Annotated in this window: 24 protein-coding genes and 2 tRNA genes; 2 read left to right on the forward strand and 24 right to left on the reverse strand. The window is 37.1% G+C overall.

Features of this window, described 5'->3' with window-relative positions:
* Nucleotides 1-49: 49 nt before the first annotated feature.
* The 11 genes from clpX to ACHABU_RS02010 form a co-directional block, all read right to left on the reverse strand.
* Nucleotides 50-1,327 (reverse strand): ATP-dependent protease ATP-binding subunit ClpX, encoded by a 1,278-nt coding sequence (gene clpX, locus ACHABU_RS01960; protein WP_435761701.1) that lies wholly within the window; start codon nucleotides 1,325-1,327, stop codon nucleotides 50-52.
* 384 nt (nucleotides 1,328-1,711) lie between these two features.
* Nucleotides 1,712-2,998 (reverse strand): trigger factor, encoded by a 1,287-nt coding sequence (gene tig / locus ACHABU_RS01965; RefSeq protein WP_435761703.1) that lies wholly within the window; start codon nucleotides 2,996-2,998, stop codon nucleotides 1,712-1,714.
* Nucleotides 2,999-3,132: 134 nt separating this feature from the next.
* Nucleotides 3,133-4,113 carry a tetratricopeptide repeat protein gene (locus ACHABU_RS01970; RefSeq protein WP_435761705.1) on the reverse strand — a complete coding sequence of 327 codons (981 nt, stop codon included), beginning with the start codon at nucleotides 4,111-4,113 and terminating at the stop codon, nucleotides 3,133-3,135.
* A 201-nt stretch (nucleotides 4,114-4,314) separates the two neighbouring features.
* Nucleotides 4,315-4,388 (reverse strand) — tRNA-Arg (locus ACHABU_RS01975).
* A 7-nt stretch (nucleotides 4,389-4,395) separates the two neighbouring features.
* Nucleotides 4,396-4,469 (reverse strand) — tRNA-Gly (locus tag ACHABU_RS01980).
* A gap of 215 nt (nucleotides 4,470-4,684) precedes the next feature.
* Nucleotides 4,685-5,194 carry a metallophosphoesterase family protein gene (locus tag ACHABU_RS01985; RefSeq protein ID WP_435761707.1) on the reverse strand — a complete coding sequence of 170 codons (510 nt, stop codon included), beginning with the start codon at nucleotides 5,192-5,194 and terminating at the stop codon, nucleotides 4,685-4,687.
* A 30-nt stretch (nucleotides 5,195-5,224) separates the two neighbouring features.
* Complete coding sequence (locus ACHABU_RS01990) at nucleotides 5,225-5,818, reverse strand: XTP/dITP diphosphatase (protein ID WP_435761709.1); 594 nt, start codon at nucleotides 5,816-5,818, stop codon at nucleotides 5,225-5,227.
* A 14-nt stretch (nucleotides 5,819-5,832) separates the two neighbouring features.
* Nucleotides 5,833-6,585 (reverse strand): ribonuclease PH, encoded by a 753-nt coding sequence (gene rph, locus ACHABU_RS01995; RefSeq protein WP_435761711.1) that lies wholly within the window; start codon nucleotides 6,583-6,585, stop codon nucleotides 5,833-5,835.
* Nucleotides 6,586-6,759: 174 nt separating this feature from the next.
* On the reverse strand, nucleotides 6,760-7,827 hold the full coding sequence (locus tag ACHABU_RS02000) for a GerMN domain-containing protein (RefSeq protein WP_435761713.1): 1,068 nt from the start codon (nucleotides 7,825-7,827) through the stop codon (nucleotides 6,760-6,762).
* 93 nt (nucleotides 7,828-7,920) lie between these two features.
* A complete protein-coding gene (racE, locus tag ACHABU_RS02005) occupies nucleotides 7,921-8,745 on the reverse strand; it encodes a glutamate racemase (protein ID WP_435761715.1) in 825 nt (274 codons plus the stop codon).
* Between the two features lie 21 nt (nucleotides 8,746-8,766).
* Complete coding sequence (locus ACHABU_RS02010) at nucleotides 8,767-9,219, reverse strand: MarR family winged helix-turn-helix transcriptional regulator (protein WP_435761717.1); 453 nt, start codon at nucleotides 9,217-9,219, stop codon at nucleotides 8,767-8,769.
* Nucleotides 9,220-9,514: 295 nt separating this feature from the next.
* Here ACHABU_RS02010 and ACHABU_RS02015 point away from each other — a divergent pair, with 295 nt between their 5' ends.
* Nucleotides 9,515-9,739, forward strand: coding sequence for a helix-turn-helix domain-containing protein (locus ACHABU_RS02015; RefSeq protein ID WP_010651078.1), 225 nt, complete (start codon nucleotides 9,515-9,517; stop codon nucleotides 9,737-9,739).
* A 190-nt stretch (nucleotides 9,740-9,929) separates the two neighbouring features.
* Here the strand turns inward: ACHABU_RS02015 and ACHABU_RS02020 are convergent, their stop codons facing one another.
* The 4 genes from ACHABU_RS02020 to ACHABU_RS02035 all read right to left on the reverse strand — a co-directional run bounded on the left by ACHABU_RS02020 (nucleotide 9,930) and on the right by ACHABU_RS02035 (nucleotide 13,623).
* Nucleotides 9,930-10,370 carry an acyl-CoA thioesterase gene (locus ACHABU_RS02020; RefSeq protein ID WP_435761722.1) on the reverse strand — a complete coding sequence of 147 codons (441 nt, stop codon included), beginning with the start codon at nucleotides 10,368-10,370 and terminating at the stop codon, nucleotides 9,930-9,932.
* Nucleotides 10,371-10,441: 71 nt separating this feature from the next.
* Entirely contained in the window at nucleotides 10,442-11,206 is a 765-nt protein-coding gene (gene sdhB, locus ACHABU_RS02025) for a succinate dehydrogenase iron-sulfur subunit (RefSeq protein WP_435761724.1), read from the reverse strand.
* A gap of 17 nt (nucleotides 11,207-11,223) precedes the next feature.
* Entirely contained in the window at nucleotides 11,224-12,975 is a 1,752-nt protein-coding gene (sdhA, locus tag ACHABU_RS02030; RefSeq protein WP_435761726.1) for a succinate dehydrogenase flavoprotein subunit, read from the reverse strand.
* A 27-nt stretch (nucleotides 12,976-13,002) separates the two neighbouring features.
* Nucleotides 13,003-13,623, reverse strand: a complete 621-nt coding sequence (locus ACHABU_RS02035) for a succinate dehydrogenase cytochrome b558 subunit (RefSeq protein WP_435761728.1) — start codon at nucleotides 13,621-13,623, stop codon at nucleotides 13,003-13,005.
* Nucleotides 13,624-13,949: 326 nt separating this feature from the next.
* On the opposite strand from ACHABU_RS02035, the gene ACHABU_RS02040 reads away from it, so the two are divergent.
* A complete protein-coding gene (locus ACHABU_RS02040) occupies nucleotides 13,950-14,390 on the forward strand; it encodes a DUF2507 domain-containing protein (RefSeq protein WP_435761730.1) in 441 nt (146 codons plus the stop codon).
* An 87-nt stretch (nucleotides 14,391-14,477) separates the two neighbouring features.
* Here ACHABU_RS02040 and uvrC read toward each other — a convergent pair whose 3' ends face one another.
* The 9 genes from uvrC to ACHABU_RS02085 form a co-directional block, all read right to left on the reverse strand.
* Nucleotides 14,478-16,256: an excinuclease ABC subunit UvrC gene (gene uvrC / locus ACHABU_RS02045; protein ID WP_435761732.1), complete on the reverse strand. Its 1,779-nt coding sequence runs from the start codon at nucleotides 16,254-16,256 to the stop codon at nucleotides 14,478-14,480.
* A 121-nt stretch (nucleotides 16,257-16,377) separates the two neighbouring features.
* On the reverse strand, nucleotides 16,378-16,692 hold the full coding sequence (trxA, locus tag ACHABU_RS02050; protein WP_435761734.1) for a thioredoxin: 315 nt from the start codon (nucleotides 16,690-16,692) through the stop codon (nucleotides 16,378-16,380).
* Nucleotides 16,693-16,836: 144 nt separating this feature from the next.
* Nucleotides 16,837-17,808 carry an electron transfer flavoprotein subunit alpha/FixB family protein gene (locus tag ACHABU_RS02055; RefSeq protein WP_435761736.1) on the reverse strand — a complete coding sequence of 324 codons (972 nt, stop codon included), beginning with the start codon at nucleotides 17,806-17,808 and terminating at the stop codon, nucleotides 16,837-16,839.
* A gap of 27 nt (nucleotides 17,809-17,835) precedes the next feature.
* Complete coding sequence (locus ACHABU_RS02060; protein ID WP_435761738.1) at nucleotides 17,836-18,609, reverse strand: electron transfer flavoprotein subunit beta/FixA family protein; 774 nt, start codon at nucleotides 18,607-18,609, stop codon at nucleotides 17,836-17,838.
* Nucleotides 18,610-18,635: 26 nt separating this feature from the next.
* Nucleotides 18,636-19,409, reverse strand: coding sequence for an enoyl-CoA hydratase (locus ACHABU_RS02065; protein WP_435761740.1), 774 nt, complete (start codon nucleotides 19,407-19,409; stop codon nucleotides 18,636-18,638).
* 39 nt (nucleotides 19,410-19,448) lie between these two features.
* Entirely contained in the window at nucleotides 19,449-20,036 is a 588-nt protein-coding gene (locus tag ACHABU_RS02070; protein WP_435761742.1) for a TetR/AcrR family transcriptional regulator, read from the reverse strand.
* A gap of 132 nt (nucleotides 20,037-20,168) precedes the next feature.
* Nucleotides 20,169-21,869 carry a long-chain-fatty-acid--CoA ligase gene (locus ACHABU_RS02075; RefSeq protein WP_435761744.1) on the reverse strand — a complete coding sequence of 567 codons (1,701 nt, stop codon included), beginning with the start codon at nucleotides 21,867-21,869 and terminating at the stop codon, nucleotides 20,169-20,171.
* 189 nt (nucleotides 21,870-22,058) lie between these two features.
* The gene (locus ACHABU_RS02080; protein WP_435761746.1) at nucleotides 22,059-22,466 is read right to left on the reverse strand and encodes a DUF350 domain-containing protein; all 408 of its coding nucleotides are present in this window, start codon (nucleotides 22,464-22,466) and stop codon (nucleotides 22,059-22,061) included.
* Between the two features lie 90 nt (nucleotides 22,467-22,556).
* Entirely contained in the window at nucleotides 22,557-24,902 is a 2,346-nt protein-coding gene (locus tag ACHABU_RS02085) for an endonuclease MutS2 (RefSeq protein ID WP_435761748.1), read from the reverse strand.
* Nucleotides 24,903-24,930 lie beyond the last annotated feature (28 nt).

The raw sequence follows: 24,930 nt of genomic DNA on the forward strand, positions 1-24,930 counted from the left end.
AATTCTTAATTAAAGAAGAAGTTGCCCCAGTCAGTCTCAAAACTAATGATTATGCACTTTCTTTTGGAAGTGTTTCATTTCCTCTTTTAACCGTTCCATCATGGAAAATCAGTTTAGGACTACCATCTTCCTCTGTAACTGTTTCTTTTGTAATCACACATTTTTTCACGTCTTCTCTAGACGGAAGATCGAACATGACCTCTAGTACGATGCCTTCGATAATAGAACGCAGTCCACGGGCACCTGTTTTACGTTCAATTGCTTTTTTGGCAATTTCAACTAATGCATCCTCTTCAAATTCCAATTCCACATTATCCATTTCGAATAATTTTTGGTATTGTTTTACAAGCGCATTTTTTGGTTTCGTCAAGATTTGAATGAGAGCCTCTTCATCTAATGGAGTCAAGCTACCAATTACAGGGATACGGCCAATAAATTCAGGAATCAAACCGTAACGGAGAAGATCTTCAGGTAATACTTTTGAAAGTAATTGACCCATGTCCAATTCTTCCTGCTTTTCGTTTGAACCAAAACCAATTACCTTTTTACCAAGACGACGTTTGATAACCTGGTCGATTCCGTCAAACGCACCACCAACGATAAATAGAATATTGGTTGTATCAATTTGAATAAATTCCTGGTGTGGATGCTTGCGGCCACCCTGTGGCGGAACACTTGCAACCGTACCTTCAAGAATTTTCAGCAATGCTTGTTGTACACCTTCACCGGATACATCACGGGTAATGGATGGATTTTCCGATTTACGGGCAACCTTATCAATTTCATCAATATAGATTATCCCTTTTTCGGCTTTTTCAACATCATAATCTGCTGATTGAATCAATTTTAGAAGAATATTCTCAACATCTTCACCTACATAACCAGCTTCTGTTAACGATGTTGCATCTGCCATTGCAAAAGGTACATTAGCAATACGGGCTAATGTTTGAGCCAACAACGTTTTACCACTACCTGTTGGTCCAATCATAGCGATGTTACTTTTTGCTATCTCCACGTCATCTGTACTCTTAGTTGAATTAACACGTTTATAGTGGTTATATACCGCTACAGACATATTCTTCTTAGCTTTATCCTGGCCAATCACATAATCATCAAGAATGTCACAGATTTCTTTCGGCTTTGGAATTTCATTCATTTCCATTTCTTCTTCTGTTCCTAATTCTTCCTCGACAATTTCTGTGCAAAGTTCAATACATTCATCACATATATAAACGCCAGGACCGGCTACTAACTTACGTACTTGTTCTTGACTCTTTCCACAAAATGAACATTTCAATTGACCTTTTTCTTCATTAAACTTAAACATAACATCTCACCCCTAAACATACTGATTAATAGCAACATTCAACTTTTATAGTTATCATATCAGATACAAATTAAAAAACAAAACAATATACCTTAACCTATTTCCACCCGTATTAACGATGCAACTGAAATTGGGTGTTGTTTCCATTATGGATAATTAAATCGAAATGTCAACTTTTAACTTTTTATAAGTCTTATAGTTACTATATGAATGGAACAGCAAATTAATTGCATTATTTCTATAAATAATATGAGACTTCAAGATTTTTATCCCACACTTAAGTTGATCAAGATTGGATCTAGCAGTTTATGCGGAAGAAAAAACAAAACAAGATGCGACATAAATCGCACCTTGCAATGTAAATCATCTATGAATACGGATTAATTAGACTGTTTTGCTGTTTTCAGCGAGAAAATCAATTGCAGTTCTCATTTTCAGATCATTTTTAATTGTATCTGTGCTACCACCTAGCATTTGAACAAGCTGGTCAACTTCTGCACCATACATAGACGCCATTTTTTCAAGTTCTGCTTTAACATCCTCTTCAGATGCTTCCAAGTTTTCTGCTGCTACGATAGCTTCTAGAGTAAGATTGGTTTTAACACGTTTTGCTGCATCTTCTCTCATTTGTTCTTTCAAAGCACCCTCGTCTTGACCAGAGAACTGAGAATACATTTCCATCGTCATACCTTGCGCTTGTAGTTGTTGTTCAAATTCACGCATCATTTGCTCGAGTTCTGTATCTACCATCGCGTCTGGAACTTCAACTTGCGTGTTATCGGAAGCTTTTTGAATTAATACTTCACGTTTCTCATTTTCAGCATTTTGTTTTTTCTGTGCTTCCAACTCTTCTTTCTTTTTCTTCTTCAGATCTTCAAGTGACTCAACTTCTTCGTCTACATCTTTAGCAAACTCATCATCAAGTTCAGGAAGTTCTTTTGATTTTAATTCATGGATTTTAACTTTAAATACTGCTTTTTTACCTGCAAGATCTTCCGCATGATAATCTTCAGGGAAAGTAACTTCGATTTCAGTATCTTCTCCTGCTTCTTTACCAATTATTTTTTCTTCAAAACCAGGAATGAATTGACCTGATCCGATTTCCAATGTATGATTTTCACCTTTTCCACCATCAAAAGCTTCGCCATCAAGGAATCCTTCAAAGTCGATTACTGCAGTATCGCCATTCTCCACTTTTCCTTCTTCTTTAACAACAAGTTCTGCATGACGTTCACGTAGTTGTTCGATTTCATTTGTTACATCTTCATCCGTTACTTCTACGGATTGTTCTTCCACTTCAAGGCCTTTGTAATCACCTAAAGTTACTTCTGGTTTCACTTCTACTGTAGCTGTGAAAACAAGATCTTTCCCTTTTTCAATTTGATCAATATCCACTTCTGGTTGAGCAATTGGAAAAATGCCTGTTTCATCAATTGCTTTTGTATAAGCTGCTGGAAGTACAATATCTACAGCATCCTGGTACAAAGATTCAACTCCAAAACGTTTTTCAAACATACCACGCGGAATTTTCCCTTTACGGAAACCAGGGATTTGAACATCCTTGGCAACTTTCTTAAATGCTTGGTCCAATGCCGTGTCAAATTCTTCAGATGTTACTTCAAATGTTAATAAACCTTTATTACCTTCTTGCTTTTCCCATTTTGCTGTCATAAAAATTCCCTCCAAGATCTATTGTTTCGATTCAATTTTAAATTCATGCTTGAATGATATATTATCAAATTTTTGCAACCATCTCATTATAACATAATTTGTTTGCGTTTCAAGCATTTACTGCTTCTGCAAGGCTAGTCCTCAATGATACTCAAGTATAAGGAGTCACACATTCTTATTTCATTCATATAGTGTTGGACTTTCGCATTTGATACCCCACTTTCAGTTGTCTGTATATGTAAATATTGATTTCCTATATTTTTAATTGCTGCTGCAATGTCCACAATATCTTCAGTCGAAGGCATAAATGGATAAATTACATAAACATATCGATAGAGCAGTTGTTCAAGTAACTGGAATAATGTTGGGTTATCCTGTTCGACATCCCGCATCACTAGTAAAATCTGCTTATATATTTCATTTACTTTTATATATGGAATCTCGAATGGTATGACGGTCATACTAGTATTGAATTTATGTATTTCCACTTCATCAGAAATATGCTTATCCTTCATCCAGGCAAGGATTGCTGTTTTTATAACTGGATGAACATGATCATTCGTCAACAACGACAAAACTTGATTCACGGGCTGGGCCTTCATATTTCTAAGTTGATCAACTACACGCCATTGTTCTATATGATTATCCTGATTCACTGCGGCAAACAATTCATCAATGATTGAACTTGATTCTTCGACTATAAAATCCAACTTCATTTTTTCACTCATATCATAGAGCTGTTTAAATTGTTCATGCAATAGTTCAGGTAAATTGTTTTTCTCAAACTCAGCTTCCACCTGCTCCATTAAGAGACTATATTGGCTTGTCTGAAACAAGATGGTTAAATAAATATGTACGTAATGGAAATAATTTTCATCTTTATAGTGAAGAAGATCTTCACAGAGATCCTGTGCTTCTTCATGTTTGCCCAATTCCATTAGGCAAATAAGTTTACCGATAATTATTTCATGGCTGTGTTCATGGTAGCTTATTAGTTGATTCAGTTTTCCCAAAGCTTCTTCATACCTTTTTTCTTGCAGCGCTTTTAAACTTTCTTCTTCAAGCGTTTTCTTTAATCCGGGAAAAAGTACGATTTTTTCAGATTTCGACTCCATTTATTCACCTCTTTCCTAGGAACTATAATATCAAATTCTTTAATATGTATGAATACCCGAAATTAAATAAATTAAACATAGAAACGATATAGGTTGTTCGTGTCGTGGAAATCTGAATCAACTGAATTTATTATTCAATAATATCCTAACTATGAAAAAAAAGAAACCTAGTATGTATTCTTAGGTTTCTCTTTGTTAGAATGTCCCAGGCAGGATTCGAACCTGCGACCCACAGCTTAGAAGGCTGTTGCTCTATCCGACTGAGCTACTGGGACATGTTTTTGGAGCGGGTGAAGGGAATCGAACCCTCATCATCAGCTTGGAAGGCTGAGGTTTTACCACTAAACTACACCCGCATGGTGTATGTAAGGTTATTTAATTATTAAAAACGCTTAGTTTAAATAACAAGGGAATCCAATGTATTTGTTATTTAAAAATTGTCAAACCAAAAAATAGCGGACAAGAATTATTATAGGCATTATACGTATCTTTGTCAACAGCTTTTTAGAAGTTTTATATTAAGTGTTTGTCAGGAACCATTTTTCATCATTCCTGACAAACACCTAAAAGCCTATAATGAGGCATTATATGTGAGATCATCTACTCTTTCACCAGTTACCGTATAGAAGTTTACCGTAATAGAAGCAAGGGTGTCCCATTCCATTATTGCATATGTTTTTTCAGTCCTGTTTCTCGGTTGCCGAATACTCCCCGGATTAATAAAAAGCTGCTTATCCACTTGTTCAACACCTGCGATATGAGTATGACCAAAACATATGACTTGTGCCTTTTCTTCTTCAGCACGGTACGACAATCCCATCAAATTCGATTTTACGTTGTGAAGATGACCATGAGTAATATAAAAAGTGGTCCCATCAAGCTTAATCGTTTGTTCATCTGGATACCTGGTATCAAAATCGCAATTTCCCGCAACTTTATAGAAGCCCTCCAATTCTTGTGCATCCAAATCGAGTTCTGAATCACCACAATGAATCATTGACTTTATTTGATGACGTTCTTTAATAACAGAAACTTCATCCATTAAACCATGACTATCACTTAAAATGAGTACTTTTGACATTTTACCACCTCCAAAAACTTTTTTCCACTCCTATAAATTATGTATCCATTTTTCCAATTGGCTAATCGCATTTTTCCGATGACTGATTTCATTTTTTACTTTTGGTGTTAATTCTGCCATCGTTACATCAAAGTTTTCGGGGATAAAAATCGGATCATAACCAAATCCATTTTCACCTTTTGGTTCAGTAGTAATTTGTCCTTCACAATAACCAGTGCGAAAAACAGTATCTTCACCGGGTATTGCAATGGCTAGAACACATATAAATCTGGCAGATCTTTTTTTCAGAGGAATTTCTTCCAGTTCTTGTAGTACTTTGTCGATATTTGCTTGATCATTTTTAGGCTCTCCTGCATATCTTGCTGAAAATAAACCAGGTCGACCTTCCAACGCATCAATGATCAAACCAGAATCATCGGCAAGCACAGGAGTGTTTAACAATGTTGCAATTTGTTCTGCTTTTAATGCGGCATTCTCTTCAAAAGTGGAACCTGTTTCTTCCACATCTGGAAGTTCCTTATTCAAATCCAATAACGAAACAGCTTCTATCTCATATTTAGAAAAGAACGCTTTAAATTCGTTTGCTTTCCCTTTGTTTTTTGTAGCAATAATTATTTGATTCATTTATATTCTCCTATTTAGACAGGATTTGTTTCTCCAATTCGGTTTGCAAGTTCACCTATCATTTCTTTTTGGGTTTCTATAATCTGTTGTATCCCTTCATCAGCAAGCTTCAACATATTCTGCAGCTGGTTATGAGAAAAAGTTGCTTCCTCTCCAGTTCCCTGAATTTCGACATATTCACCGGCGCCTGTCATTACGATATTCATATCAACAAGAGCCTTGAAATCTTCTTCGTAATTTAAATCCAGAATTTCCGTACCGCCTGGTAAAACACCAACAGAAATAGCTGCAAGGAAATCATTTACAGGCATTTTGGCAATTGATTTTTTCTCTAATAATTTTCCAAAAGCAAGAACAACTGCAACATAGGCACCTGTGATGGAAGCTGTTCTAGTTCCACCATCCGCCTGAATGACATCACAATCGACCCATATGGTTCTTTCACCAATTTTATCTAAATTAACTACGGACCTAAGTGCACGACCAATCAGTCGTTGTATTTCCATTGTTCTTCCACTTACTTTACCCTTTGAAGATTCACGAATATTACGCTGTGCAGTTGCACGGGGTAGCATCGCATATTCTGCTGTAATCCAGCCTTTTCCCTGTCCACGCATAAAAGGTGGAACCCGATCTTCAATACTTGCATTACATATCACTTTTGTATTGCCCATCTCTATTAGGACAGAGCCTTCCGGATGGCTGATATAATTTGTGGTCATTTTTATAGGTCTCAAATTATTAACTTCGCGTTGATCATTTCTCATAAAAAAATTTCCTCCTCATCATACAATTATTAGCTTATCATATTTTTTACAAAAGAAACACGCTGATACATTTTATTTAAAAAGAAGCGGAAGCACATTAAACATCTTCTTAAAAAAAGGATTTCCGATCGTGCTTCCACAATAAAAAGAGGCTGGTATTCTCAGCCTCTTCGTTTATAGTTTTTCTATAGGAATAAAAGCTTGCTTTGTAACTGGTTCGGTATATTCTTCTCCATTTTCATTAACTAGTTGGTCGACGTTTTCCACCTTCACATTAACTGCTTCCACATTTCGTTGTTCTGTTAAAGTTCTTACAATGGTTTCCATTACTTCATCCGATATAATTGATTGGTCGGAATCCTGTAATATACCTTCGTTAAAGACAATATCCAGTACCCCATCATTGAGCTTTGGTTCAGCTGCCAGAATTGTTCCGGGATTAAATACATGAACAACATTGGTATTGAATCCCGGGCCTTCTATAAGGGCCTGGATAATGGAACTGAACTCACTTTCCTCATCAGATTCGATATATTGTGTAACCGGAACATAGTAACGGTTCTTATCATGTTCTGCAGGATAATACATGGTTACTGGTTTACTATCCATGTAGTCCAATGTGTCCGTATCAACGATATTAATCCCGTTTACACGAGAGTATCCATCCGTGATTGGTGCTCCATTAACAGGCATTTCATTTAACTGATGTCCATTTATTCGAAGCTTAATTTTACTTACATTTTCAAACTGTGTAAGTGTGTGTGTCATAGCTTCTAAAATTTTCAGTTCCTCTGTTGCCTCATAATTTTTAAAATCGTCGGAAACATCGACAATCATTGTTCCGTCTTCTTGCAGGTTCAACCCAAGAATTTCAGTACCCTCTGGTAAGACAGCTTGAAACCCATTAGGTAGAATTGGAGTTACAGGTCCACCCTTAACCAGATATTCCATTACCTGTGTCGCTACTTCATTGGAATCTGGAGTAGGCAATTCAAGTGTCTGTGAAGCTACCATCCCATTTGAATCAATTAAAAATAGTTCTCTTGGAACAGTTTCGGATACGAGTTGTTCTTCATCATTCAACTCTTCAACATCAGCTTTCTCTATATTCTCCAAATTATCTACTGCCTCCGCATCTTGAGGCGGATCGATTTCTTCCGATGATTGTTCCCCCTGAAAACAGCCTGATAGTATTACCGTAATACTGACCGTACCAATTAAAAGCATTCCTCGCTTACGCATGTCATTACCCCCTACGATGGTTTGTACTACTATATATACGAGCTATTGAAAAAAATAGACCATCAAAGCAAAAAAATCAGATATCCAATTTTTTTAGGATACCTGATTTTGGCTGATATTTGCATTTTTGATGGTTAGCATTTGGAAATGGGCTTCTTTAAATATACTCTTGGATATTTCAATAAAAATCTCCAAATCTCCTGTCGTATAAAATTGATGCACAGGTGCTAACTCTTCTTTATTTAACAATTGATGAACATCCAGTATCGTGCTTGTTTCTCTGGCAGTTTCTTCACTTGAAGATATAATGGTTACATGATTCCCCATTACTTCCTGAATCGTATCTTTAAGCAGTGGATAATGCGTACATCCCAATATTAATGTATCCATTTCCCTGTCATTTTTTAAGGGTTGCAGTGATTCATTTACTACCTCCATAGCCTGACCACCTGATAATATTCCTTTCTCTACCATTGGAACAAACAAGGGACATGCAAGTGCAGTTACATGAATATCTGTTTTTATTTTCTTCAAAGCATGTGTATAGGCGCTGCTGCTAACTGTGCCTTCCGTACCTATGATGCCAACTTGATTATTCCTTGTGAATTTGATTGCTGCCCTCGCACCAGGTTGTATAACACCGATAACTGGAATGTCCAATTTCTCTTTTAAATCATTTAGTGTAAAAGCAGTAGCAGTATTACAGGCAATGACAAGCATTTTTATATCTTTGGTCAATAAAAAATCGACCATTTCCCAAGTATACTTTTTTACCTCTTCTTTTGTTCGCGGACCATATGGACACCGCGCTGTATCTCCCAGGTAAATAAGTTGTTCTTTCGGTAATTGTCTCATCAGTTCATGAACAACAGTTAAGCCACCAACTCCCGAATCAATAACACCGATAGCTTTATCCAAAATTATGTCTCCTCTGTGTTGTTATTTTTCATTAACGGATTTCATTTCCTCATAGAGAAAATCAAGCAAATAATTTAATGAATCTTTTTCTTCCTCGGAGAATTTATTTAACACTTCCCCAAGGTACTCTTGTCGTTTTTTTATTACTTCACGGATTATCTTTTTCCCTTTACTTAATAAATGGATTCTGACAACCCTTCTGTCGTTTGTGTCACGAACTCTTTCCACGAGCTCATTTTTTTCCATCCGATCCACTAAATCTGTTGTCGTACTGAAGGCAAGGCTGATTTTGCTAGATAACTCTCCAATTGTCAGATCTCCTTCTTCCAATAACCATTGTAATGCAACAAATTGTGGTGAAGTGATAGGATAATTATTCAGAATTTGCCGGCCGTTTTGCTTAATAATACCGGAAATATATCGAAGTCTTTTTTCCACTTTCTTTATCGAATCTAAGGTTGCATCTTTTTCCAAAAGTGTTACCCCCTACATTTTATCTTATCGAATAGTTTAACATAAAGAAAAGCAAACCATATAAATTTAACGTTTACTATTTAATGAACAGTATATTCAACATTAACTTATTTGCCCACAGGTGGAAAAACGCCTCAATATAAGTCACTTCTATAAGTATCATACTAAACCAGATCATAAACATTGGGAACTATTCTTTAAATGTGCGCACTTTTTTTTTACCATTTCATAAGCTATATTGACTAAATAATTTCCCTTCATACTGCAGCTCTATAGAGCAAGGAGGGGGTACCATTTGAAGGACAACGAGTACAAACCGAAGCAATTATTAACCAAACGCGAAAAAGAAGTGTTTGAATTATTAGTGCAGGATAAGACAACAAAAGAAATAGCACAGGAGTTGTTTATTTCCGAAAAAACTGTCCGGAACCATATTTCAAATGCTATGCAAAAACTAGGAGTCAAGGGGCGATCGCAAGCCGTAGTCGAGCTTCTTCGCATGGGGGAATTAAAGCTTTAATAATGTGAAACTTCAGTCAGTGGCGTTTATTCCTCACTGCATATTAGTTAAACAGAATCGGACATTTACTGGCAGTTTTATTCCAACTTACACTTCTAGATTTACTTGGGAGTTTGGAAGTGGGAATTTTATTGCCGGTTTATCCGAAAAAACCGACTTCCTTTATTGGGATTTCGGTTTTATATGTTTCCTATTTGGTTAACAGCTTCTTTTTTTGCCCTGACATTTGTATCGGGCGACCAATTTCAGGATTAATATAAACCACTCTGCTTCGAGCAGTTAATGCTATTTCACCATCTTCTTTTAAACCCATATAATGAATATCAAAGGATGTATTTCCGATGGAAGCAATCTTGACATAAATTTTTAAGGTTTCATTAAAGTATATTTGCTGAAAATAATCGCATTGCTGATCTGCCACAATTATAGCTTCTTCTTTACTTGTATAATCTGGCAAAAAGTCAAGATATTTAATATAGTCAATTCGCGCTTCTTCAAAATAAATAAATGCAGATACATTATTCACGTGCCCATACATATCTGTTTCCGAAAAACGCACCTTTACAGGAATATGAAATTTAAATTCAGATTTCCATTTTTCCAAATTCTCTATGTAATTTACTGTCCTCATTTAAAAATCCTTTCTTTAAAACAATGCCCCTTACCTAGTATGGAAAGGGGCATTGTCTATGAAACTATTGATTATAACGCACTGTCACTTCCAAAGAAGTTTTTGAATGCTTGTATATTTGTAGCGCGGTTCATAGCAGCAATCGATGTCGTTAACGGAATCCCTTTAGGACAAACTTGAACACAGTTCTGTGAGTTTCCACATCCATCAATTCCCCCATCTTCCATTAAACCATTCAAACGATCGCCTTCATTCATTTCACCTGTTGGATGAGCGTTGAATAAACGCGCCTGTGAAATTGCAGCTGGACCAATAAAGTTTGATTTATCATTAACATTCGGACATGCTTCCAAACAAACACCACAAGTCATACATTTAGACAATTCATAAGCCCACTGGCGTTTCTTTTCAGGCATACGAGGTCCAGGACCTAAATCATGTGTTCCATCAATTGGGATCCAAGCTTTAACCTGTTTCAATGCATCAAACATCCGCTCACGATCAATAATTAAATCACGTACTATCGGAAATGTTGACATTGGCTCCAAACGGATTGGCTGTTCTAATTGATCCACTAAAGCCGCACAGGATTGTCTTGCAGTTCCATTAATAACCATGGAACATGCACCACATACTTCTTCTAAACAGTTCATATCCCACATTACCGGAGTTGTTTTTTCCCCTTTGGCATTAACAGGGTTTTGTCTGATTTCCATAAGACCGGATATAACATTCATATTTGTCCGATAAGGAATTTCAAAGGTTTCCTCATAAGGAGCAGATTCCGGGCCGTCTTGTCTAGTTATTATAAAGGTAACTGTACTTTGTTCAGCCATTTTTATTTACTCCCCCTTTAATGTTTTGTTGAGTAATCACGTTTACGAGGTGGAATTAATGAAACATCAATATCCTCGTAACTGAATACAGGTGATTGTGCTAATTTATCAAATTCAGCAAGCGTTGTTTTCAAGAATTCTTCATCATTACGTTCAGGGAATTCGGGTTTGTAATGTGCACCACGACTTTCATTACGATTATAGGCTCCAATTGTAATTACCCGAGCTAGATGAAGCATATTTTTCAATTGACGAGTAAACATTACACCTTGGTTACTCCAACGGGATGTATCGTTAATATTAATATTATCCCAGCGTTCAAGAAGCTCTTTGATTTTTTCATCTGTTTTTAAAAGCTTCGCATTGTCTCGAACTACTGTAACATTATCTGTCATCCATTCTCCGAGTTCTCTATGAATCTGGTAAGCATTTTCAGTTCCTTCCATATTCATAAGATTTTCAAAGTTATTCTTCTCTTCTTTTTCCAGAGATTCAAATAAATCACCCGAAAGATCCTCTGCATGAACATCAAGACCATCAATATAGTTGATCGCCTCCGGTCCTGCTACCATTCCTCCATAGATTGCTGATAATAAGGAATTGGCTCCAAGACGGTTACCACCATGCTGAGAATAATCACATTCGCCAGCAGCAAATATACCAGGGATACTTGTCATTTGATTTTCATCAACCCATAGACCACCCATAGAATAGTGAACCGCCGGGAAGATTTTCATTGGCACTTTACGTGGATCTTCACCAACAAATTTTTCATAGATTTCAATGATTCCACCTAATTTAATATCCAATTCTTTTGAATCTTTATGAGAAAGGTCAAGATAAACCATGTTTTCTCCGTTAATCCCCAATTTTTGGTTTACACAAACATCAAAAATTTCACGTGTTGCAATATCACGAGGAACAAGGTTACCATACGCTGGATATTTCTCTTCCAAGAAATACCATGGTTCTCCATCTTTGTATGTCCAGATACGTCCACCTTCACCACGAGCCGATTCACTCATGAGTCGTAACTTATCATCACCAGGAATAGCAGTTGGATGAATTTGAATAAATTCACCATTTGCATATTTAGCTCCCTGCTGATAAAGCACGCTGGCTGCTGAACCGGTATTTATCATGGAGTTCGTTGATTTACCGAAGATAATCCCCGGACCACCAGTAGCAAATATAGTTGCATCAGAACGGAATGCTTTGACTTCATGTGTCTTAATGTCCTGGGCGACAATTCCTCTACCAACACCCTCTTCATCAATGATTGCTTGAAGAAATTCCCAACCTTCATATTTTGTAACAAGGCCTTCTACTTCAAAGCGACGAACTTGTTCATCTAAAGCATATAGTAATTGCTGACCTGTAGTAGCTCCTGCATATGCTGTACGATGCATTTGGGTTCCACCAAAACGACGGAAATCAAGTAACCCTTCCGGAGTCCGACTAAACATAACCCCCATGCGATCAAACATATGTATAATACCCGGGGCCGCATCACACATCGCCTTCACTTGAGGCTGGTTTGCAAGAAAATCTCCCCCATACACTGTATCATCAAAGTGAAGCCAAGGAGAATCTCCTTCCCCTTTTGTATTTACTGCTCCATTTATACCACCTTGAGCACATACAGAGTGAGAGCGTTTAACAGGAACAATAGAAAACAAATCTACTTTTACGCCTGCTTCGGCTGACTTTATAGTAGCCATTAATCCGGCTAATCCGCCACCGACAACAGCGACTTTACGATTATTCATTTTGTTGGCTCACTCCTTCTCTTTCTACTAAACACCATATGCAAATTGAATTAATGTTCTAACACCTAAGTAACTGACTACTAAAAATACACCGATACAAGCATAAGTGGAGATTTGTTGTGATTTCGGTGATTGTGTAATTCCCCATGTAACCAAAAAGCTCCATAATCCGTTAGCGAAGTGGAATACTGCTGATAGTACACCGATAACGTAGAACCAGAACATAAATGGATTTGTTAAAATACCTTCCATCAAGCTGTAATCGAGTTCTGCATTTCCAAGACCGATTTGAACACGCGTTTCAAATACATGCCATGCCAGGAATACAAGTGTAATAATCCCTGTAATTCGTTGGATTTTAAACATCCAATTGCGGAAAAATCCATATCTGCTCACATTGTTTCTTGCAGTAAAAACAATATATACCCCTAAAATTGCATGAAACAAGATTGGCAGATAAATCACGAATATTTCCAGCAACAGAACAAATGGAAGCCCTGCCATAAAACCTGCCGCTTGATTAAAACTCTCTTCTCCATACACAGCAAAATGATTCACTACTAAATGCTGCACCAAGAAAATACCAATTGGAACAACACCTAAGAATGAATGCAATCTTCTGTAGAAAAACTCACGTTGCTCTGCCATGTTTACCCCCCTTAGCCAAATTCATTGATTATGTGATATGTAGTCTATTAAAAAAAGTAAAGCGCTTTTATAGCAAATAGCGTAACTTTTTAAAATAGCACAAATTCGTAACATATTTATTGTACTTCTTACTATTAAAAGCGTCAAGAAAACTTAGAAAATAATTTATAGATTAATAGAAATATATAGAACTACGTGTTGAGGAAAATGATGAAGAATACTTGATTATTCCTTGATTTATATAGATAATAATAGAAGTTATTAAACTGTTTCCCCTGAGAAGATAAAAATGTATACTGGACTTTTTTATGGAGAGGATGAAAAGGATGTCAAAAAAGCTACAAATATTAGAATTATCACATCTAGAAGAACTCAATACAACGGGGGCGGGTTATGACATCCTGCGTTATGTGAGCTTGCCGGAATTGCTAGGACAAGAGAAGGATACACTTTTCTACTTTATGGGTAAAAACCTAGCAAGAAAATTTGATATTAATACGATGGAAGATATATATATTCTTTTTGATAAGCTTGGTTGGGGAAATCTTGAACTTATCAAACAAAAGAAAAACGCGTACATTTTTAATCTACTATCGGATGCTGTCGCACTGAGACTGAAAGCTCCTTTCGAAACTGACTTCCGTTTAGAGGCTGGATTTTTATCAGAAGCTGTTCAGATGGTTGAAGGAATGGAATGCGAATGTATGGAAGAAGTAAATCAACGAATAAGTGTGATCGAATTTTCGGTCGTATTTACTGACGCTTAAATTTGATTTTAGGATCTTTACGTGTATATGATTTCTTTTTATCCTAAACTAAATAAACAGGCAGAAGTTCATACTTCTACCTGTTTTCTATTCTTCTTTATTTAAATGATGGAGTATATCTTCTGCCGTATTCTTCGGTATTCCAAGTTTCGTAATATCAGATACAGCAGCTTTTCTTATTTCAGTTACCGACTTAAAATGAGTGAGTAAAAGTTTTCTTCTTTTTTCACCGATCCCAGGTATTTTATCCAATTCAGATTGGAATAAGCTTTTACCACGAAGCTGTCGATGAAATGTAATAGCAAATCGATGAACTTCATCCTGAATACGCTGGACAAGGTAGAATTCCTGCGACTGTCTTTCTAGCGGAACAGTTATCGGAGGAACCCCAAACAACAATTCACTTGTTTTATGTTTATCATCTTTAGCCAGACCTGCAAGTGGTATATCGAGTCCAAGTTCGTTTTCCAATACATCTAGCGCAGAAGACATTTGCCCTTTCCCACCATCAACAATGATCAAATCAGGCAATGGAAGTTTCTCTTTCAATACTCGTGAATACCTTCTACGAATAACTTCCCGCATCGTTTCATAGTCATCAGGTCCCTGAACATCTCTGATTTTGTATTTACGATATTCTTTCTTATTCGGTTTTCCATCTTCAAAAACAATCATCGCCGATACAGGGTCTGTACCTTGAATATTGGAATTGTCAAATGCTTCAATGCGGTGTGGTGTTTCAATATTTAATCGTTCTCCCAATTCCTCTACAGCTTGGATTGTACGTTCCTCATTGCGTTCAATAAGTTGAAACTTTTCATTTAATGCAAGCTGCGCGTTTTTCGTTGCCAACTCCACAAGTTCCCTTTTTCTACCTCGGAGTGGTGTATGCACTTGAATGTCAAGCAGTTGTTCCAACAACGCATCATCGGTACCGATTGGAACAAGTATTTGCTTCGGTTTTAAGTGATTTTCATGCAAGTAAAAACGACCGATGAAGCTAATAAATGTTTCTTCATGTTCATCAAAGAAAGGAAAGACAGTAACGTCCCTTTCAATTAATTTTCCCTGACGGATGAAGAATACTTGTATACACATCCAGCCCTTATCATAGTTATAACCAAATATGTCTCTATCTACAAGATCGTTCATCGTCATTTTTTGCTTTTCCATAACTGCATCAATATGCTGAATTTGATCACGCATTTCCATAGCCCGTTCAAAATTTAGTTGTTCACTTGCTTCCAGCATTTTGGACTTCAAATTATTCCTGATTTCTTTATATCCACCATGTAGAAAAGATGATATTTCCTGCACGATCGCCTGATATTCTGGTACAGAAGGAGGATTTTCACTGCAAGCCATGCACTGATTCATATGATAATATAAGCATGGACGTCCAGGTGGATTATTACATTTCTTCAATGGGTACAATCGATCAAGTAACTTTTTTGTTTCCCTGGCGGCAATTACGTTTGGATAAGGACCAAAATACTTGCCTTTATCCTTTTTAACCTTACGGGTGATTAGCAACCGGGGATGTCTTTCCGAAGTGATTTTAAGATACGGATAAGATTTGTCATCTTTAAGCATGACATTATATTTTGGGTCATATTTTTTAATTAAATTCATTTCAAGAATAAGTGCTTCCATCTCTGAAGAAGTAACAACATATTCAAAATCCTCTATCTCCTGAACGAGGCGTTGTGTCTTCCGGTCATTTGCTCCCCTAAAGTAGGAACGAACGCGATTTCTTAGTATCTTGGATTTTCCAACATATATAATTGTACCGTGCCTGTCTTTCATTAAATAACAGCCCGGCTGTGCAGGCAAGATTGCCAACTTGCCCTCAATTTTTTCATTCATAGAATTCAAATCCTTTTAATCTTAGAAAATCCCTTGTCACATTAGTAACAAGGGATTTCATATTTTCTTTAATTTTCTTTATATTATACACGGTTAATATAGATGTTCAAAAAACTTTTAATTATGCATGTTTGTTAATAAGGTCAGTTAACGCCTCTTTCGGCTGAAAACCAATTACTTGATCAACTACATTACCATCTTTGAACAATAGCAAAGTAGGGATACTCATAACACCGAATTTACCAGCTGTTTCCTGATTTTCGTCTACATCCAATTTTACGATCTGAACTTTTTCTTCCATATCTCCATCAATTTCTTCCAATACAGGAGCAATCATCTTACAAGGACCACACCAAGGTGCCCAAAAATCAGCTAATACTAGCCCTTTAGATGTTTCTTCTGTAAAATTCTGGTCAGTTACATGTTTAATAGCCATTATTTTATACCTCCTAAAAATACAATATTATGTGAAGCTTAGTATGAGTATATCATCCGACGTATATACTTCCTAATAGTTTGCTTATGTCCCTTACAAATTGAAGAAAAATGACCTGATGTAAACAATCAGGTCATTTCTAAATTATTTTATTTTCTTGATTTCTTCAATGAGTAGTGGAATGACTTCGAATAAATCACCGACAATTCCATAATCTGCTACATTGAAAATATTTGATTCGGCATCTTTATTGATCGCAACAATTACTTTTGAGTTAGACATACCGGCAAGATGCTGTATAGCTCCGGAAATACCGACTGCAATATAGAGGTCAGGTGTTACTACCTTTCCAGTTTGCCCGATTTGCAAGGCATAATCGCAATACTCCGCATCACAAGCTCCACGTGAAGCTCCAACTGCGCCGCCTAATACTTCGGCCAATTCATACAATGGCTTAAACCCATCAGCACTTTTAACTCCACGACCACCTGCAACGATAACATTGGCTTCAGATAGATCTACACCTTTAGCAGCTTTACGGATTACTTCTTTAACAATCGTCCGAATATCTGCTACATCCACATCTTTTGTATTAACTTCCCCTGTACGAGACTCATCCTTGTCCAGTGGTGGAATATTATTTGGACGAATGGTAACAAGAGTTATACCACTCGTAATAATTTTCTTTTCAAAGGCTTTACCTGAATAGATTGGGCGGATAAAAATAGCCTTTCCTCCATCAGATTCAATATCAACAGCATCAGAAATGAGTCCTGTCTGCAATTTACTTGCAAGCTTAGGAGTTAAGTCCTTTCCTATCGACGTATGGCCCATAACAATTCCTGTCGGAGACTCGTCATTAATAACAGCCATAACAGCCTGACCATATCCTTCAGATGTATACGTTTTCAAATTTGAATGCGACACAGTTGTAACCCTATCCGCACCATATTCGATCATTTCCCTTGCCAAACCATCTAAAGAGCCATCTCCAACAACTACTCCAACGACTTCAGCATCTGAACTAATTTTTTTCGCTGCAGCAACAGCCTCGAAAGAAACGTTTCGTAATTCCCCTTCTCTTACTTCACCAATAACTACTATTTTATCACTCATATCATTGCTCCTTTCCAATATCTGTCTTTACAGTACTTTTTTATCATTTTTAAGTAGAGATACTAGTTCACTTACTTGATCTGCTACATCACCTTCGAGCACCCTTCCAGCTTCTTTTTCTGGTGGTAGGTAAATATCAATTGTTTTTGTTTTTGCTTCGACATCATCTTCTTCCAAGTCCAAATCATCTAATTCCAGCTCATCCAGTGGTTTCTTTTTCGCTTTCATAATACCTGGAAGAGATGGATAACGTGGTTCATTTAATCCTTGTTGACAAGTTACCAGTAATGGGAGACTAGCCTCTATGATTTCTACATCACCTTCAACGTCCTTCTCGATAACTGCACGATCCCCAGCTATTTTCAAACTAGTAATAGTAGTTACATATGGAAATCCTAACAGTTCTGCTACCCTAGGCCCAACCTGACCACTAGCTTCGTCAATAGCTACATTACCTGCAAGAATTAAATCAACTTCTTTATCTTCAAAATAAGCTTGGAGAACTTTAGCTGTTGTAAACTGATCTCCTTCTTCAAGATCTTCTTCAATGTTAATTAACACAGCTTTGTCTGCTCCCATGGCTAATGCAGTTCGAAGTTGTTTCTCAGAGTCTTCATCACCAACCGTTACTACTGTAACTTCTCCGCCATGTGCATCACGTTGAACGATCGCTTCTTCCACCGCATATTCATCATATGGATTAATAATGAATTCAGCACCGTCGTCTTCAATTTTCCCACCGGACACAGATATTTTTTCCTCTGTATCAAATGTCTTTTTTAATAGTACATAAATATTCATCTGGCATCCTCCTAAACTATTAATATCTATTTATCCTGGAAATTTGGTTTACGTTTTTCCAGAAAAGCCTGTACTCCTTCTTTTGCATCTTCAGAACCGAATATTTCACCAAATGCTTTCGCCTCTTCACGAACTCCTTTAGAAAACTGTTCGGTTTTTGCAAATGGAATAAGGTGCATAATCTGATTTATTGCCGGTTTACTTTTAGCAGCAATTTTTTCTGCTAGTTTCATAGTTTCAGCTGTTAGGTCCTCTTCGGGTACTGCTTTGTTTGCCAATCCATATTCAACCGCTTGTGTCCCACTGATTGGTTCACCGCTAAGTATCATTTCATACGCTTTTGCAGTACCTACATATCCTGGTAAGCGCTGCGTTCCTGCGAATCCGGGAATAATTCCAAGACTCATCTCAGGTAAGCCTAGTTTTGTTTTTTCCGTAACAATACGGATATGACAAGCCATCGCTAGTTCTAGCCCGCCACCTAAAGCAGCACCATGTATAGCTGCGATAACTGGAATGGAAAATTTTTCAATACGGTCAAATATTTGTTGGCCTTGTGTGGAAAGGGATTCGTATTCGGAAGCATTCTGTAATACTGTAAATTCTTTAATGTCTGCACCTGCTGAGAAAAACTTTCCTTCACCCTTAAGTACAACTGCTTTAACCATGTTTTCCTCTTCGATTTGATCGAGTTTCTCGTTAATGTCTTTTAAAAGGGACCTTGATAACGCATTTGCAGGTGGACTTTGAATTGTCAAATAGGCTATTTTTGCATTTACTTCATAAGAAACTTTTCCCATCGTATAAGCATCCTCCTTTTTAATTAATTCTGTTATCGATCAATCTGTTCGTGACAAGGCTCCAATCAGTAATGTATGAACCTCTGGCACTTGACTCAGCAAATCGTATTTCTGTTCCTTCATGACCCAATTTGTCACAATCTCATCTAGTGTCCCAAATATCATTTGCCTTACTAATGGAGTATTTAAGTCACTGCGAAAATGATTTTGTTCGATACCTTCTTTCACAATATTGTCTATTACCGTTAGATACGGTTTTAAGACGTTATTAATTTGAAGACGAAGGGAATAATTCGATTGCCTCAATTCCAATTGTGTTACAATCGCCAGGTAATAATCCGCAGAAAGTTGTCCAAAATGCTCCTCGATTAATGTCTGTAATTTCTCTTCTGCATTCTGTTTCTGACTTGTGGATTCAGCAATTTTTTCAATAAACTGACCCATTTTTTCTTCAAATACGGATACAAGCACATCTTCCTTATTTTTAAAATAAAGGTATATCGTGCCATCTGCTACTCCGGCAGCTTTGGCAATCTTGGAAATTTGGGATCCATGATATCCATTTTCTGCAATGACTCTCACTGCTGCTTCTATAATTTGGTTATACTTCGGCTTATTATTTCTCATGTCTTTCTCCTTAGATGCGTCCAATCTTTCCTAACTGAGTGAATGATCATTCATAATTTATATTGTAACTTCAACAGATTATTCTGTCAATGGAAAGCTTGTCCTAATTTAAAGGAAAAAAGAGCACAAGGCTCAAACTGTCTTCGTTACTTCTGTCTGTTTGCTTGTTTCTTCATCAACTAGTCTTCTTCTCAATATTTTACCGACAGCGGTTTTAGGAAGTTCATCCCGGAAGTCATATAATTTCGGCACTTTATATACAGCAAGATGCTTCCTGCAAAACGCATTTAAATCTTCTTCTGATAGTGAATAGCCATTCTTAAGCACAACATAGGCTTTAACGGTTTCCCCACGATAAGGGTCTGGTATACCTGCAACGACCGCTTCCTGAATACCTTCATGCTCATAAAGTACTTCTTCCACTTCACGCGGATAAATATTATACCCTCCTGCAATGATCATATCTTTCTTTCGATCCACTACAAAGAAATATCCATCTTCATTCATGTAGCCCAAGTCTCCAGTAAACAGCCACCCATCTTTTAGTACATTGTCCGTTTCTTCCTGGTTATTCCAATATCCCTGCATAATTTGCGGACCCTTTACTGCAATCTCTCCAACTTCGCCAACATCTGCTTCTTCTCCACCTGCATCCATGTTAAATATTTTACAGTCTGTATCTGGCCATGGTACCCCAATACTTCCATTAATCCGGTTTGACCAAATAAAGTTTGCATGGGTTACTGGAGAAGATTCTGTTAAGCCGTAACCCTCAACAAGTTTTCCACCTGTAATTTTTTCGAATTGTTCCTGTACTTCCAATGGCAATGGAGCAGAACCGCTAAGACATGCTTCAATAGATGATAAATCATATTTTTTTATGTCCGGATGGTTTAGCAAGCCTACATAAATGGTGGGAGCACCAGGAAATAGTGTAGGCTTTTGCTTGTCGATCGTTTTAAGTACGTCAAGGGCATTAAACTTAGGCATCAATATCATTTTGGATCCTAATTTAATTGCGAAATTCATTACTGTCGTCATTCCATACACATGAAAGAATGGTAAAACACCGAGCACGACTCCTTGACTTTTACTCGTCTTATATAGCCATGCTTCACTCATCTGTACATTTGATGTCAAATTAAAGTGAGTCAGCATAACACCTTTCGGGTGACCAGTTGTACCGCCTGTATATTGAAGCAGTGCAAGGTCAACATGAGGATCAATTACCGTCTCCAGATAATCGTCAGAAGACTTCTCCATTAACTGCTTCCAAACATGGGTATCTTCACTTTGCTCGACTTTGACAACCATATTATATTCCTTTTTCTGAATAAATGGATAAATAAGATTCTTTGGAAATGGCAAGTAATCTTTTATTCCAGTAACGATTGTATGCTTAAGAGAAGTTTTAATTCGAACATTCGTTACTCTTGGGAGAAGAATATCCAAACATACAATAACCGACGTATCGGAATCATTTAATTGATACTCCAATTCCCTTTCTGTATACAGAGGATTGGTCTGAACAACAATTGCTCCAGCCATTAGGCTACCGTAATAGCTTATGACTGCTTGCGGGCAATTCGGCAGCATGATTGCTACTTTATCACCTTTTCTAACTCCAAGAGATTGTAAGTAATTTGCCATTTTCTTGGATTCCGTATACAGTTCTCCATAAGAAATTTCTTTCCCTAAGAAATGAAGCGCTTTCTTTTCTTTGTGGCGTTCAGCACTTTCTACCAGATAAGCATATAAAGGCTTCTCGTCATATTCTAAAGATGGCGGTATTTCAGTCGGATAATGATCATGCCATTTACGGGAAAATTCCATTTAACATTCCTCCTTATAGTTATACTATAATCATTATACCGATTAATTTCTATTTTTTGAAATTTTATTTAATTATTTTTGTAAATTTCTTTGTCATATTAAATAAAAGATACCTACTACTAGAAAAATAACTGCGACTACGATTAAGATTTTCGCCAAACGATCCAGTACCATTGCTGGCTTCCCCCTTTATACGATGCTTGCACCTATCACAAATGCCAAACCAATTGAAATCATCATCGAAATGAATCCCACTGCGGTATTTCCTTTCCCAATTTCTTCATCAATTTTGATTGTTGGTGTAAGGAATTCAAAAATCAAATAACCAAATAATAATAAAACAAAGCCAAATAATCCCCACCCCATTGATTGAAGAAGGTTATCATTATGTTCAATGGAATAACGAAATATCGTCGCTAATCCGAAAAGTTTACCACCGGTTGCCATTGCAACAGCGAAATTTCCTTTTTTAATCTCTTCCCAGTTTTTGTAGGATGTGACGAGTTCAAAGATTGCCAGAAAGACGAGCGTACAGAGAACAAATACACTATACCGGGCAGCAGTTACAACAATAATATTCTCCCAAAAGCCTTCCATCACGGTCAATCCTCTCCTGTACTATATGTAGCTTTCGCCCCTCTCAAGGGACGAAAGTGAAATCATTGTTTATCGTAAAAAATAAGGAGGTTATCGAAATTCGATGACGGTAACTCCACTTCCTCCTTCATTTCCTTCACCGGCTCTTGCTGATGCAATATGTGAATGACGCTTCGCATATTCTTGCACACCTTTACGTAAAGCTCCCGTACCTTTTCCGTGTATAATAGACGCTTTAGAATGTCCTGCAAGTAACACATTGTCAATGTATTTTTCAAGTTTTAATAGCGCATCATCATATCTTTCTCCACGCAAATCCAATTCCGAACGAACATGATAATTTGATCCCTTAATTGTGGCTACTGGTTTATGGACGGTTTGTTTCTGTTTTTCAAGTAGTTGAAGGTCATTTCTTTTAACTTTAACTTTCATAATTCCTACTTGTACCATGTATTCTTTATCATTTATTTTCTCCAGTACTTCGCCGTTCTGATTAACTGTTAATAGTTTAATTTCATCACCAGGTTTTAAGTCCTGTTTGTCGGTGGTTTTTTTCTCAACCGATTTTTTCTGCTTTTTGGAGAGGTTCGGTTGAGCATCTTCAAGCATTTTTTTCGCTTCAATCCATTCATGTTCTTTTAAAGTAACATTTGACTTCATTTGGCGGATTTCATTCACAATAAACTCTGCTTCTTCACGTGCTTTCTTTAAAGCCTTCTCCGCTTTTTCTTCTGCTTTTTTGTATAGCTCTTCCCGTTTCTGCTCCAATTGCTTCCATTCTTTTGCAATATCAGCACGCAACTGCTCACTTTCAAGCAAAATTTCGTGGGCTTGTTCATAATCTTTTTCAGCATCAAGCTGGGATTTTTCCAAGGAAGCGATCATTGTTTCCACACTTTTGGAATCAACACCAACAAGTCCTTTAGCCCTTTCGATTACATGATGATCCAACCCAAGCCGCTTGGATATTTCAAAAGCATTGCTTCGGCCTGGAACACCGATCAGTAAACGATACGTAGGTTGTAATGTTTCCACATTAAATTCAACAGATGCGTTAACTACATTCTCCCTATTATAACCATATGCTTTAAGTTCCGGATAGTGGGTCGTGGCAATTACGCGCGCATTCCTGGATACGACTTCATCGAGAATCGACATAGCAAGCGCAGCACCTTCTTGTGGATCTGTACCAGAACCAAGCTCATCAAATAAAACCAATGATTGGTGATCCACTTGTTGAATGATGTCCACGATGTTTGTCATATGGGAAGAAAAGGTACTTAAATTCTGCTCGATCGATTGTTCATCACCAATATCAGCGAAAACATCTTTAAATACAGCCATCTCACAGCCATCTAATGCTGGAATCTGTAATCCAGACTGGGCCATCAATGTACATAAACCGATCATTTTTAAGGTTACCGTTTTCCCACCAGTATTTGGGCCAGTTATGACGATTGACGTGTAGGTTTTTCCAATTTCAACATCATTCGGAACTACCTCATCCATCGGAATTAATGGATGTCTTGCCTGTTGCATTTTAATATAGCCTTGATCATTAATTTTGGGTTTTGCTGCCTTCATTTTCTGTCCTAGTTTCGCACGTGCAAACATAAAGTCAATTTTAGCGAGGACGGTGACATTTGCATATAAATCATGTTCAAAGCTTGCTATATGTTCACTTAGCTCTTTTAATATCCGTTCGATTTCTACTTGTTCTTTACTGACTGCCTCATGTAATTGATTGTTCAGATCAACAACCGCTTTTGGTTCCATAAATAAGGTTTGTCCAGAAGAGGATTGATCATGTACAATTCCACCAATGGAACCTCTATGCTCCTGCTTAACAGGAAGTACGTAGCGGTCATTACGGATGGTTACAATAGCATCTGAAAGCATATTACTGTTGTTTCTCGTATAACTCTCTAGCTTTTCTCGTATTCTATTTTCATAGGTGCGAATCGATGTTCGAATACTGCGGAGTTTGGTAGATGCATTGTCTAAAACATGGCCGTGATCATCGATACAACTTTTTATACTTTGCTCGAGTTCCCGAAGTGGGGTTATTTGCTCCACTAATTCATATAAAATAGGCAGTTCTTCATCTTCCAGATTTTCAATAAATAATTTAACCTGCCTGCCTCCATATATCGTATTAGCTACATCAAGGCATTCTTCCGTTGATAGAATGCCTCCAATCGCACTTCGTTTCAGACTTGCTCGAATATCCGTAATGCCCCCAAGCGGAATCGCTTTGTTAAGACGTACAATATGGGCCGCTTCATCCGTTTCCTGCTGTAATTGAACAACTTCATTCAATTCTGTAGAAGGACTTAACCTGCCTGCCAGATCTTTACCAAGGGATGTGGCTGCGTTGCTATTCAATTGTTCCTTAATTTTTTTGAACTCTAGTACACGGAGAATCCGTTCATTCATGCTATATACTCCTTTAAATGTGTTTCTA

This window comes from Oceanobacillus sp. CF4.6 (genome assembly GCF_051262635.1).
Taxonomy (GTDB): domain Bacteria; phylum Bacillota; class Bacilli; order Bacillales; family Amphibacillaceae; genus Oceanobacillus.